The organism is Amycolatopsis sp. WAC 04182 (assembly GCF_003947465.1).
In the GTDB taxonomy this organism is placed as follows: Bacteria; Actinomycetota; Actinomycetes; order Mycobacteriales; family Pseudonocardiaceae; genus Amycolatopsis.
In genome coordinates this window covers 1-12,914 of sequence record NZ_QHJJ01000002.1, presented here as the reverse complement: position 1 = coordinate 12,914, position 12,914 = coordinate 1, and the positions used below count along the sequence as shown (strand labels likewise).

Sequence of the window (12,914 nt, the reverse complement as noted above, 5' to 3'; positions counted from 1 at the left end):
GGCGGGACGGCTACTCCCGCGCGTGTTGCGAAAGCCACTTTCGCAACGTTGAAGGTTGTGAAAGTGGCTTTCGCAACATCGTGGGGCTGGTGGACGTCGGCCGTGCCGTGACTCCCGGTGCCAGCGGAAGCCGTCCTCACCGGCTACTCCACGGCCGGGTCGCCCCACGCCAGTTCCGGGAGCCACCTGCTCTCCGTCGTACCCGGACGGTGGAATTCCAGCCGGAGCGTCAGGACACCGGTGACGTCGAGGTCGATCTCCGCCGGTTTCCCCAGCGCCACCTTGACTTCGGGTGACGGTCTCCCGTCCAGGAGTACGCGGAAGTGCCCGACCTGGAAGGGCTCGACCGCGTCGTCGAGGACACCGACCACGGCGGTCAGCCGCCGGTAGGTCATTCCGAGGCTCACCTCGACGAAGGCGAGCCGCTCGGCCGCGCGCAGGACGATGCTGTCCGAGTACTGCATGTCGTTGATCCGCGCGCCTTCCGTGCGGATGCCGCTGCTGCACGCGCGCCATTCCAGGCCGGTCGCCAGCGACGTCCTGCCTGGTCCGGCCCCGCTCGTCGCGCCGCCACGCCATCGGCCGCGTTCGGGCCGCTGGTGCCGGGCCCTGCCGGTGATCGCGGTCAGCAGATCCTCCACCCCCTCCTCGGTGAACACCTCGATCGGGTATCTCGTGGTGGAGTGCGGGTTGAGGAAGTTCGGGATGTCGTCGACGGACTGCCCGGAGAACACGACCGGGAGGATCCGTTTGATCTCGCCGCCGAGATTCCTGGTCATCCGGTCGCGGATCCGCGCCGCCTCGAACTGGGAGCCGCGGCCTTCGTCGAACGCCGCCCTGCCCTCGGCGCGGCGTTTGTACGCCGGCGAAGCGATGACGACCACGAAATCCGCCGTGTCGAGGTGGTCCAACGCCCACAATGACCAGTCGCGGCGTTCGCCGTCGTCCCATTGATCAAGATGTACTTCGAGGCCGATCCTGCCGTGCAGGAATTCCGCGAAGAGGCGGACCCGCTCTTTGTGCTCCGGTGAATCATGTGCGTAAGTGACGAACACGTGCGGCGGCTCGTTGTCGGCCATCGGAACTCCTGTCGGTCGAAGGAACCCGGCCCGCCGGGTGGGTCGCATTCTCGGCGATCCCAAGACCCTGGGGCACCCATTGTCGCCCGCTTGTCATCTTTCTGTCGTTTTCGGGCTCGTGCGCGCTTCGGTGTCCAGTTTTTGTCGTGTTTTTGTACCTTTTTCGAAGGCGTCGTGGACCCCTACGATCGGTGCTGTCAAATGGATCGGGGTGCGAAGGGGCGATGGCGCTCGTGTACGAGTACGACGTGTTCATCAGCTATCGCCGCGGCGGTGGCGACGCCCCGGACTGGGTCCGGAATCACTTCCACCCTCGGTTGCAGAGACTTCTGGACGACAATGTCGACTATGACGTCAAGATATTTCTGGAGGACAGCGTTCCGGTCGGAGAAAGGTGGCCGCAAGCGGCTCGTGACGCGTTACAGCGCGCCCGGATCCTGATCCCGGTCTGCTCCCCGAAGTACTTTCGCGACGAGTGGTGCCTCGCCGAATGGCACACGATGGCGAAACGGGAGGAAATCGTCGCCTGCAGCGGCTCGGCGAAGCCCGGCAGGTTGATCTATCCGGTGATCTTCAGTGACTCGGAAAACTTTCCCGGCTACGCCCGCGAACGTCGTATGCACAGTTTCCGGGACTGGAACAAACCCCATCCGCAGTACCAGAACACCCCCGAGTACCTCGACTTCGACCGTGAGCTGGCGCTGATGGTGGAGGACCTGGTGGAGGTCATCGCGCAGGCGCCGCCGTGGTCTCCCGAGTGGCCGGTCGAAACGCCGCCGCCACCCGACCCGCCCAGGCCGTCGAAGCTGCCGAGGTTCTGACCCATGCCGGGAACCGTGGTCACCTTCTACTCCTACAAGGGCGGCGTCGGGCGGAGCTTCACCCTGGCCAACATCGCCGTTCTCCTGGCACGCTGGGGAAACCGGGTGTTGTGTTTGGACTGGGACCTCGAAGCGCCCGGGCTGGACACCTACTTCCGGCCGATGATGAGCGCGCCCCCGTCGGGCGGCGTCGTGGACCTGATCGACGATTTCCGCGAGGGCAGGCTCCGTCCCGGCGCGCATACGACGCGGCTGACCGGGAAGGTGAAGCTCGACGTCATCACCGCCGGCCGGGCGGACGACGCCTACGTCCGGCGAGTGCAGGACCTCGACTGGGAAGCCTTGTACGAACAGGGTTTCGGCGACTACCTCGAACTGTGCCGGGAACAGTGGACGGCCGCCTACGACTACGTCCTCATCGACAGCCGCACCGGGATCTCCGACATCGGGGGCATCTGCACCGCCCATCTGCCGGACCGGCTCGTCGTCCTCTTCACGGCGAACGTGCAGAGCATGCGGGGCGCGGTCGAGATCGCCGACCGGGCGAACGCCGCCCGCGACCGCATGCCCTACGACCGGCCGCAGCTGACCGTCCTCCCGGTACTGTCCAGATTCGACGCCCGCGAGGAGTACGCCCGCTCGGAGGAGTGGCGCCGCATCTGTCTCGAAGAGACCAAGGGCCTGTTCCGCAGCTGGCTCGACCGCGACGTCTCTCCCGACGTGATGTCCCGTCATCTGACGTTGCCGTATGTCTCGTTCTGGACCTTCGGCGAGCAGCTCCCGGTGATGACGGAACTCAGCCCGACCGCCGACCAGATCAGTTTCGCGCTGGAGACGGTCGCGGCGGTCGTCGCGCACGACTTCGACCGGACGGATCTGCTCGCGGAGAACCGGGACGCCTACGTCGCCGCGGTCCGCGCGGAGAAGCACACCTTCGCCCACGACGTCCGGGTCAGCACGACCAGGCCGACGATGCGGCTCGCCGAGGAACTCATGAAGTACCTGGTGGAGCTCGGCGTCCGGCCGGTGCTGTCGTTCTCCGGCGAACGGTCGATGCTCGAGAAGGCCGAGGACGACGCGAAACATCTGTGCCTGATCGTCGACCGGGAGGTGAGCCGGTGGCAGTCGGCCGAGGTCGAGCTGTTCCTGCACCGCACGCTCGGCCAGGATCGCCGCGTCGTCCCGGTGCTCACCGAGGAGACCAAGCCGAACACCCTGCCGGGTTACGTCGGCAATCTGCGGCATCTCCAGTTCGGCCCGTCCCGCGGGCCGATGGAGATCGCCCGAAGCCTGGTGGACCAGCTCACCGGAACGACGGCGCTCGTCGATCCGGGTGAGCTCGACGTGGCGGGCGTGCTCCGGCAGGCCGCGCACGCCCGGCTGCGCCCGCTGATGTGGGGGCTGGTGGACGAGATCGTCGCCGAGCTGCAGATCGCGATCGGCGCGGGGGACCGGGAGCGGGTACAGGACCTCGCCCAGGAACTGATGTCGGTGACGCGGACCCGCACGACCGAAACGAATCCGGAACGCCGCGTGCTCGCGCCGCCCGACACCCGCACGGCGATCGAGTGGGCCGTGCGGACCTCGGAGGCCAGGGTGACGCGCCAAGGATTCAGCGGATTCCTCGATCAATAGCAACCAGGTACGGAAGGATCACGGATGACGGATCGATTGGGACAGAAGCAGATCGCGGCGATGCTCGCGCTGATGGTGGTCGCCCGCGAGGTGTCGAACCCGGAGCTGCGCGAGATCGTGGGCTTCGCCCTCGACGGCAAGGAACGCCGTCAGCTCAACGGCCTCGACCTGGTGGCCAGCGAACAGCGCGGCCGTCCCTATTTCCACGAGCTGACCGAGCGCGGCTGGGCCTGGTGCGAGGAGGAACTGAGCGCGGGAGAGCCGCCGTTGCCCCGGACCAGCCTGGGCAGCGCCCTGTACGTCGTGCTCGGCGGGCTCGGCAGACACCTGCGGCGGGAGAAACTCCGGCTCGCCGACCTCTTCATGCCCGAGGTCGAAGTGACGGCAGAGGAGATCGAGACCCGGATCCGGATCGCCTACCGCAAACTCGCCCGTTCGCCCCGGGACTGGGTCGCGCTGGTGGAGCTGCGCCCGATGCTCGGCGAAGCGTCCACTGTGGACGTCGACGCGGTGCTGAAGGAACTCAGCCGTTCGGGGCAGGCGGACCTCGTGCCGGAGTCGAACCGCAAGGCGCTCACCGCCGCGGACCACGCGGCGGCGGTCCGCGTCGGTGGTGAGGACAACCACCTGATCTCGATCGAGGCGCCGTGATGGACGAGCTGAGCGCGCTCGCGGCGCTGCGCTTCGACTGGGCCGACACACCCGATCACGTGTGGCGTGATTCGCCGTATCACGTCGACGGTCTGCACACCGGCGTCCTGACGCAGGTCAGCGCGGGGATCAAGGAGGCCGTCGCCAGTGACGGCCCGAGCCCGATCGGGCTGGTCCTCCAAGGGAAGAAGGGCGTGGGCAAGACCCACCTGCTCGGTCTGGTCCGGAAACAGGCCCATGGTGCCCGCGGTTACTTCTTCCTCAACGACCTCACGGCGGGCGACGCGTTCTGGGAGAACACCGCGGAGGCGATGCGCCGGGGCCTTTCGCGGCTCGACGGCTCCGGCGTACCGCAGCTCACCAGCTTTCTCCGGCGCGTCTGCCTCCGCGCGAGCATCGACGCGAACGTCACCAAGAAGATCCTGGACGGGCGCGGGCTGTCGAGGGGTGATGTGGACACGTTCGTCGAAGGTCTGCGCGCCTTCGACCGGGACGTCGCCAGGGAATGCGCCGACACGGCACGGGCGCTGGTGCTCTACGCGAGCGAGGATCCGAACAAGAACTACGTCGGGGACGACTACCTCGGCGTGTTCCCGGAGTCGAAGTCCGGGGATCGCCGCAAATGGGGTATCCGGTCGGACCCCAAGTCGGCGAAGACCCAGGTCAGGAACATCACGCGGTTGCTCGCGCTCACCGGCCCGATCGTGATCGCCGTCGACCAGCTCGACACCCTGGTGGCCCGTTCCGCCGTGAGCTTCCAGAAAGTGCGGGACAGCGACGAACAAGACCTGCTCGTCGCGCAGATCGCGGACGGGCTGATGGGGCTGCGGGAGACGACGAAACGGACCATGACGGTGCTCGCCTGCCTCCCCGGCACGTGGGAACTGCTCAAGGAGAAGGCCACCGACACCGTTCCGGATCGCTTCCGGGAAGCCCTGATCCTCGGCAGGGTGAGGGATGCCGAAGTCGGCAGGGCGCTGGTGGAGAAGCGTCTCGGAGTCGCTTACGAGGCGATGAACTTCGTGCCGCCGCACCCCACCTGGCCGGTGTCGCCGTCCGCTTTCGACGGGGAGTGGGAGGAGATGTCCCCGCGGGACGTGCTGAAGCGGATCGGCGCGCACATCGACGCCTGCGTCCGCGCCGGCCGGATCGCCGAGCTGACCACGTTCGACGAGGGCGGGGCGCGATCGGCCGGGCCGCCGCGTCCGGCGATGGCCGCCGATCGGTTCGCCGAGCTGGACAAACGGTTCGAGGAGCTCCGCTCGGAGGCCGACCCGTCCGCTCTGCTCGACGCGAAGGTCGAGGACCAGGTGATGCCCCGCCTGCTGGCCGCGGCACTCCGGGGATGGATCACCGAGGTCGGCGACGACAACCTGGAATGGGTTTACGGGGCCAAGAGCGACCGGAACGAACTGCACGCCTGGCTCACCCGCACGGTGGACGAGGCCTCCGATCTGGAGGAGCACTGGGCGTTCCGCGCCATCGCCGCACCGAATCCCGTCGCCGTGCTGCACCGCTTCCGCAAGGCGCGTTCGGCGGCCGGAGTGCGAAAGGGAGCCGAGAACAGGCACCTGGTCGTGATCCGCAATCTGGCTTGGTCGCGAGGTGTCAAGACCCAAGCGGAACTCAAGGCGTTCAAGAAGGACGGTGGCCGGGCGCGCGAACTGTCCGATGCGGACATTCGCACGTTCTGGGCACTGGACGAGATGTTCGCCGAGGGTAGCCGGGAACTCCACGAGTGGCTCGTCGACCGGCGCCCCGCCGGGCGCTCGGAACTCCTGGCGGAAGTCCTGCCGGAGCCCCTTCCCCGATCCGCGCCCGACGAGGCTCGAACATCGTCTGCGGACGGGGAGATCACCCTGGGCGTCGTGACCGGCAGCGGGAAACCGGTCCGGATCGAACTGGCGGCCTTGCGCAAGCACGCCGCGGTGTTCGCGGGTTCGGGATCCGGGAAGACGGTGCTGCTGCGGCGGATCGTGGAGGAATGCGCGCTGCAGGGCGTTTCGGCGATCGTGCTGGATCCGAACAACGACCTCGCCCGGCTCGGGGACGCCTGGCCGGAGCCGCCCGAGGCGTGGGGAGCCGACGACGCCGAGCTCGCCAAGCGGTATCTGGCCGAGACCGACGTCGTCGTGTGGACGCCGGGACGAGCGGGCGGGCGGCCGCTCGCGTTCCAGCCGTTGCCCGATTTCGCCGGTGTCCTCGACGACGAGGACGAGTTCAACGCGGCCGTCGAGGTCGCGGTGGCGACCCTCGCGCCCCAGGTGAAGCTGACCGGCGGCACGGCGAAGACCACCGTCGGGCTCGCGGTGCTGCGGCAGGCGGTCGTGCACCACGCCCGTACCGGGTCACGGAGCCTGCCCGAACTCATCGAGGTGCTCGAAGACCTGCCCGACGGGGTGAGCACCTTGAACGACGGGAGGAGGCGGGCGGCCGAGCTCGCCGAGCTGCTGAAGGCCTCCATGGTCAACGATCCCCTGTTGGCGGGCGGTGGCGTGCCCGTCGACCCGGCGCTCCTGCTCGCTCCCGGGGAAGGCAAGCGAGCGAGGGTTTCGGTCGTCAGCTTCGTCGGGCTGCCTTCGGAGGAACAGCGGCAGAACTTCGTCAACCAGCTCCAGATGGAGCTCTTCGCCTGGGCCAAGCGGAATCCGGCGGGTGACCGGCCACTCGGCGCCCTCTTCGTCATGGACGAGGCGCAGATGCTCGCCGCGTCGGGGACGCTCACCGCGAGCACCCGCAGCACCATCGTGCTCGCCTCGCAGGCGCGGAAGTACGGCCTGGGACTGCTGTTCGCCACCCAGGCGCCCAAGGGACTGCACAACCAGGTCGTCGGCAACGCGATGACGCAGTTCTTCGGCAGGCTCAACAGCCCGGCCCAGATCGCCGCCGCCAACGAACTCGCCAGGGCCAAGGGCAGCCCCGTCGACGACATCTCGCGGCTGGAACGCGCCCAGTTCTACGTGTCGGGGGAGGCGTTCGGCTTCCAGCGGGTGACCACCCCGCTGTGCCTCACCCACCATCCGGCCAGCCCGCTCAGCGTCGAGGAGGTGCTCGCCCGCGCCCGCCGCGAAGCCGAGTGAAACACCGCCCGTACGCCTCATCCACTGTGCTCGCTGGAAAGGATTTCGCATCATGGCAGGAATCTTCATCACCGCCCGGGAAGGTGACGGTCTCGGCCGGAGTCTCGGTCACGTGTTCGGAAGGGACCGGGTCGTGCGGTCCGGCGGCTCCGCGTCCGTCCTGGTGGTGCCGATCGGCGCCGAGGGGCTGGACGACGGAGTCGGGGAGGAGATCGCCGAAGCACTGCGGCTCGGGAAGAAGATCGTCCCGGTCCTTGTCGACGACACCGTCATGCCCGCCGAAAGCGAACTGCCGTCCGAAATCGCCGGGCTCGCCCGCCTGCGGTACCGGCGGCTCGGCGGTCGCACGGCGGAACAGGACATCGCGGGGCTGGTCATGGAGCTGATCCGGATCGCCCCGGAGCTGGGCATCGGCATCGTCCAGGGTCTCGAAGACCTGGGGGAGTGGCTCGAATCCTGGCGGAACGAGACGCGTCCCGTCCTGCCCGAGACACTCCCGGTGCTCGGCCGGGCCCGAGAAATGGACCGGCTTTGCGCTTGGCTGGACGCCGCGCCGTCGATCCTGCCCGTCTACGCCGGCAGCCGGACCGAGGCCGCGGCGTTCGTCGCGACCGCGGCGGCGGCCCAGCGGCCGGGGCTTCGCGCGGTCCGTGTGTCCAGTGAGCAGGGCTGGCGTCACTGCCGCGACCTGGAGGGCCCTTTCGTCGCCGTGGTGGACGGTGTCGAGGTGGGGGAGGACACCGGTGGCGGGCATGTCGTCGTCGTGCGGAGAACGCCGGACCGGAACGGTGCCGATCTCCTGGAACTGCCCGGGATTCCCCGTGACGAGGCGGCCGAGACGTTCGCCGCGGCCGGGGTTCCGCCCGCCGACGCGACGGCCTACGCGGACATCGCGCGGCTGAGCCTCGGCGCCCTGCGCCGGAAACTGACCGTCGCCGGTGATCTCCCGAAGTGGGTGAACCCGCTGGAGCGCGATCTCGCCGCGCCGCTCCTGCTGATCGGCCGGTGGTCGGCGGGATCGCGGCACGATCTGGACGAGATCGCCGTGATCGCCGGGCGGGAGATCGACGAGCTCACGCGTTTCTTCGCCAGGTCCGAGGCAGGCGACGACCCCTTGCTCGCCCGGTCGGGGGACACGGTGCGGCTGGCGGATCCGCGTGATGCCTGGGCGCTGCTCCACGGCAGGCTCGGCGCGCAGGATCTGCGGCGCTGGCACGAGGAAGCCGTCAAGGTGCTCACGGAGCGGGAGCCAGGGCGGAAGTGGTCGGCGGAACTGCGGCACGGGCTGGCGCGGAGCGCGGCGCTGCTGGCCTCCGAGGGGGAGACGACGCTGTCGGGTGGAGTCGCGTGCGCCGACCACGCCACGCGTTTCGTCCGCGAGCTGCTCGGTCAAGCCAACGACGACGCGGACGGCGTGCTCTGGCGGTCGCTCGCGGACGTGCTGCCCTTGCTCGCGGAAGCCGCTCCCCACGAGTTCCTCGGCGCCGTCGATCACGCGCTGACCAGCGACCCGTCACCACTGAGCGGTACTTCCGACGGGTTGATCGCGGCGCTGGAAACGGTCAGCTGGTCCGATGACGCCTTGCCGATGGTGGTCTCACTGCTGGCCGAGCTGACGCGGCCCGGCCGGGAGACCGGTGACCAGCCGCTCGAATCCCTGATCACCCTGGTGCAGCCTTGGTACCCGTATCTCGACCTGCCCGCCGGTCAGCGGACCGAACTGGTCAAGGCGATCGGCCGCCGGTCGCCGGAAGCGGGCTGGCGGTTGGCCCTCGCGCTGCTGCGCGGCCCGCGCGGACACCTTCTCGCGAGCCCGAAGCGGCCCCAGGTCCGTCTCGAATGGACGGTCCCGGCGCCGCCGGTCGCCGTCGCCGACGGGCCGGAATTCGAAGACGAGCTGCTCGCCTCGGCGCTGTCGGCCCTGGCGGAACGGCCTCACCGGTGGTGCGAGTTCTTCGAGCGGCTGCCCGAGCTGAACAGCGCGCAGTGGGATCGCGTCGTGGACGCCTTCACGAGGCTGGACGCCGAACGGCTCTCGCCGGACGAACGCCTTCGCCTGTGGGGCCTGCTCACCGGAGTGATCGCCGAGCATCGTCACCACGACGGCGCGGGCTGGACGCTGCCGGAGGACTTGCTGCAGTGGCTGGAATCCTGCGCCGAAATGGTCGAGCCCGCGGTCAACCCGGGGCGGCACGGCCTGCTGTTCGGCGGGAACCCGTACCTGGACGGCGGAGACTCCCTCGACCCGGACGCGCGTGACGCCGAGATCGGGCGTCTTCGCCGGGACGCGGTCGGGGGTGTCCTGCGCGAACACGGTGCCGCCGGGCTGAGCGCCCTCGCCGCCGAAAGCGCTCTTCCCAGGCTGGTCGGAGTGGTCGCGGCCCAGGTCGCCGGGGACGACCTCCAGGAAGACGCGCTCGCGGAACTCGGGCGCGAGGACTGGGCGGCGGGCTGGGCGGGCGAGATGGCGCGGCGCCAGGGTGAAGAGTGGCGGCATGGGATCGCGACGCAGCTCAAGGAGCAGGACAGGCTGGTCGACTATCTCCTCGCCATTCCGGTGGAGCACGCGCCGGCGCTGTTCGAAGCCGCCGACGACGCGGTCCTCGAGGGCTACTGGACGCACGTCGGCCCGTGGCCGCTCCCCGAAGGACAGGAATCGTTCTTCGTCACGCAACTCGCGCGGCGACGGCCGTGGGCCGCGGTCAAGGCACTCGCGCTGGCCGTGCGCGCCGCCGAACCTCCGTCCTTGCCCGTGTCCCTGGTCGAGGACGTGCTGCTCCAGGCATCCGCCGACGGAGTCGAGGCACCCGACCGCAAGGCCGTCGCGCACGTGGGGCCGCTGCTGGACCACCTGACCGAGGCGGGCGGTTCGGACGTCGCGGTCGCGCGGCTGGAGCTGCGGTTCCACGCGGCGCTCAAACACCACCGGAAACCGCGGAGCCTCCAGCGGATCCTCGCCGAGGACCCCGGCGCGTTCGTCGAGCTCTGCACCCGGATCCAGCCCGCGGACGACGGCGCCCCGAGCGTGGAACTGGTCAACGCGTGGCTGACGATCTTCGAGACGCGCACCATGCCGGGTGCCACCGATTCGGGTCTCGACGGTGTCGCGCTCAAGGCCTGGGTTTCGCGCGCCCGTACGGAGTTCGCCGAACGTGGCCGGGCGGCGTTCGGCGACCGGACGATCGGCACCCTGCTGGCGAGCGGTTCCCCCGTTCCCGACGGCGGATGGCCGCCGGAGCCGGTCCGGGACGTCCTGGACGTCGCCGACGGCGGGTATCTCCGGGAAGGTTTCGCCACCGGTCTGACCGTCCAGGACGGCGACTCGGGGGAGCTCGCGCAGCGGCATCGGGGCTGGGCCCGGCGGATCAACGTCGGCTGGCCGCGGGTGGCCGCGCTCCTGCGTGAGCACGCCGACGAACTGGCCCGACGCGGCTGACGTCGCGGCGCTCCGGGTGGACGGCTCGTCCGCCCGGAGCGCCTCTAGGCTGGCCAGATGACCGGGACGACGACGGCCGAGGTGCTGGCCGAACTGGCCGCGCTCGAAGATCCGCGCGCGCGGCAGGTGAACGAGAAACACGGCGACGACCACGGGGTGAACCTCGGCAAGCTTCGTGCGATCGCGAAGCGGCTGAAAACCCAGCAGGACCTCGCGCGCGAACTGTGGGAAACGGACGACACGGCGGCGAAACTGCTCGCGCTCCTGATCTGCCGCCCGAAGGCGTTCGACCGCGACGAGCTGGACCGCATGGTGCGCGAGGCGCGTACTCCGAAGGTGCACGACTGGCTCGTGAACTACGTGGTCAAGAAGAACCCTCACGCCGAAGAGCTGCGCCTGGCGTGGTCCGCGGATCCGGACCCCGTGGTCGCGAGCGCCGGCTGGGCCCTGACCACCGAACGCGTGGCGAAGAAGCCCGACGGTCTCGATCTCGCCAAGCTGCTCGACGTCATCGAAGCGGAGATGAAGACCGCGCCGGACCGCCTGCAGTGGGCGATGAACCACTGCCTGGCGCAGATCGGGATCGACCACGCGGAGCACCGTGCCCGGGCGATCGGCATCGGGGAGCGCCTCGAAGTGCTCAAGGACTATCCGACCCCGCCGAACTGCACGTCGCCGTTCGCGCCCGCCTGGATCGCCGAGATGGTGCGACGGCAGGCGTGACACGCGGTTCTTTGACCGTCCACAAGGGACTCCCGCGCGAGGCGAGAGGTCCGATTCGGGCGCTTTACCCGGCCTTGCGCAGGGGTCGTGAGTGATAAGGATCGCTTGGGTTCTAGCGGTCGTCGCAGCATCTGATGTGGAGGTGTTGTGATGGCTGGGATACGTCGTCGTTGGTTGCCGCGGGATGTTCGGGTGGCGTTCTGGGACCGGGTTCGGGCCGGGTTGCCGGTGGAGCGGGCGGCGGTGGCTGTGGGCGTGTCGCGGGCCAGCGGGAGACGGTGGTTCGACGAGGCTGGCGGTGTGATCAGTAATGCGCCGAAGGCGGGGTCGGGCCGCTATCTCTCGCTGGCCGAGCGGGAGGAGATCATGATCCTGTGGGCCCAGGAAGTACCGAGAGCGGAGATCGCGCGCCGGCTGGGCCGGGATCGCTCCACGATCGGGCGGGAACTGGACCGTAATAGCACCGGGCAGGGCTATCGGGCCAGCAGTGCCCAGCAGTTGTCCGAGCTGCGGGCGAAACGGCCGAAACCGGCGAAGCTGGCCGTGGACCCGGTGCTGCGGGACAGAGTGCAGGCGGATCTGCGGGCGCGGTGGTCGCCGGAACAGATCACTGCGAGGCTGGTCCGGGACTTTCCCGACCAGCCGAGGATGCACGTGAGTCACGAGACGATCTACCAGGCCATCTACGTCCAAGGCCGGGGCGTGCTGCGGCGTGAGCTGGCGCAGTGCTTGCGGACCGGGCGAGTGATCCGCCGGCCGCATCGGATGCCCGATGGGCGCCGGACCCGTCAGGGCAAGATCGCCGGGATGGTCCCGATCTCCGAATGCCCCGCCGAAGCCGCGGACCGGGCGATCCCGGGGCATTGGGAAGGCGATCTGATCATGGGCAAGGACAATCGTTCGGCGATCGGGACCCTGGTCGAACGCTCGACCCGGTTCTGCCTGCTGCTGCACCTGCCCGGCGGGAAAGACGCCGCCACCGTCGCCGACGAGATGATCAAGACGATTCAGCGGTTGCCCGCCGAGCTGCGCCGGTCACTGGCCTGGGACCAAGGAACCGAGATGGCCCAGCACGCCCAGATCACCCTGGCCACCGACCTCGACATCTACTTCTGCGACCCGCACTCACCCTGGCAACGAGGCTCGAACGAGAACACCAACGGCCTGCTCCGTCAGTACTTCCCCAAAGGCACCGACCTCGCCACACACAGCCGGGAAGACCTTGCGAGGGTGGCCGCCGAACTCAACGGCCGCCCCCGCAAAACCCTCGACTGGGACACCCCAGCCGAACGACTCAACAAGCTACTGTCCTAACAGGAGCATGTTGCGACGATCGCATGAATCCACCTCGCTCTAACCGTCTGTCTGAGTTCAGGACATGTCGGACAGTTGATGTTTCAGGACCTCACGGACACTGACCGGTCTGTCGGTGTGGTGACCAGGGCTTGTGTGGTGATCATGCTTCGATGGGCAGAGCAGGGTTTTCGAT

Annotated in this window: 8 protein-coding genes; 7 read left to right on the top strand and 1 reads right to left on the bottom strand. The window is 68.9% G+C overall.

What is annotated here, in order from left to right; genetic code table 11:
- Positions 1–143: 143 nt before the first annotated feature.
- The gene (locus DMH01_RS07200; RefSeq protein WP_158633195.1) at positions 144–1,079 is read right to left on the bottom strand and encodes an SEFIR domain-containing protein; all 936 of its coding nucleotides are present in this window, start codon (positions 1,077–1,079) and stop codon (positions 144–146) included.
- 224 nt (positions 1,080–1,303) lie between these two features.
- On the opposite strand from DMH01_RS07200, the gene DMH01_RS07195 reads away from it, so the two are divergent.
- From DMH01_RS07195 to DMH01_RS07165, 7 genes are all read left to right on the top strand, one after another.
- Entirely contained in the window at positions 1,304–1,900 is a 597-nt protein-coding gene (locus DMH01_RS07195; RefSeq protein ID WP_233621439.1) for a toll/interleukin-1 receptor domain-containing protein, read from the top strand.
- Positions 1,901–1,903: 3 nt separating this feature from the next.
- A complete protein-coding gene (locus DMH01_RS07190; protein WP_125674449.1) occupies positions 1,904–3,535 on the top strand; it encodes a CATRA system-associated protein in 1,632 nt (543 codons plus the stop codon).
- A gap of 24 nt (positions 3,536–3,559) precedes the next feature.
- Entirely contained in the window at positions 3,560–4,186 is a 627-nt protein-coding gene (locus tag DMH01_RS07185) for a hypothetical protein (protein WP_125674447.1), read from the top strand.
- Complete coding sequence (locus DMH01_RS07180) at positions 4,186–7,266, top strand: ATP-binding protein (RefSeq protein WP_233621438.1); 3,081 nt, start codon at positions 4,186–4,188, stop codon at positions 7,264–7,266. The genes DMH01_RS07185 and DMH01_RS07180 overlap by 1 nt, the downstream gene beginning before the upstream one ends.
- Before the next feature lie 52 nt (positions 7,267–7,318).
- Positions 7,319–10,702, top strand: coding sequence for a hypothetical protein (locus tag DMH01_RS07175; protein ID WP_125674444.1), 3,384 nt, complete (start codon positions 7,319–7,321; stop codon positions 10,700–10,702).
- Positions 10,703–10,759: 57 nt separating this feature from the next.
- The gene (locus DMH01_RS07170; protein WP_125674442.1) at positions 10,760–11,425 is read left to right on the top strand and encodes a DNA alkylation repair protein; all 666 of its coding nucleotides are present in this window, start codon (positions 10,760–10,762) and stop codon (positions 11,423–11,425) included.
- A gap of 150 nt (positions 11,426–11,575) precedes the next feature.
- On the top strand, positions 11,576–12,739 hold the full coding sequence (locus DMH01_RS07165; protein ID WP_233621437.1) for an IS30 family transposase: 1,164 nt from the start codon (positions 11,576–11,578) through the stop codon (positions 12,737–12,739).
- Positions 12,740–12,914: the final 175 nt, after the last annotated feature.

Coding starts and splice junctions, on each gene's coding strand:
- DMH01_RS07195 (WP_233621439.1), top strand. CDS start 1,304: ATGGCGCTCGTGTACGAGTACGACGTGTTCATCAGCTATCGCCGCGGC.
- DMH01_RS07200 (WP_158633195.1), bottom strand. CDS start 1,079: ATGGCCGACAACGAGCCGCCGCACGTGTTCGTCACTTACGCACATGAT.
- DMH01_RS07170 (WP_125674442.1), top strand. CDS start 10,760: ATGACCGGGACGACGACGGCCGAGGTGCTGGCCGAACTGGCCGCGCTC.
- DMH01_RS07180 (WP_233621438.1), top strand. CDS start 4,186: ATGGACGAGCTGAGCGCGCTCGCGGCGCTGCGCTTCGACTGGGCCGAC.
- DMH01_RS07185 (WP_125674447.1), top strand. CDS start 3,560: ATGACGGATCGATTGGGACAGAAGCAGATCGCGGCGATGCTCGCGCTG.
- DMH01_RS07175 (WP_125674444.1), top strand. CDS start 7,319: ATGGCAGGAATCTTCATCACCGCCCGGGAAGGTGACGGTCTCGGCCGG.
- DMH01_RS07165 (WP_233621437.1), top strand. CDS start 11,576: ATGGCTGGGATACGTCGTCGTTGGTTGCCGCGGGATGTTCGGGTGGCG.
- DMH01_RS07190 (WP_125674449.1), top strand. CDS start 1,904: ATGCCGGGAACCGTGGTCACCTTCTACTCCTACAAGGGCGGCGTCGGG.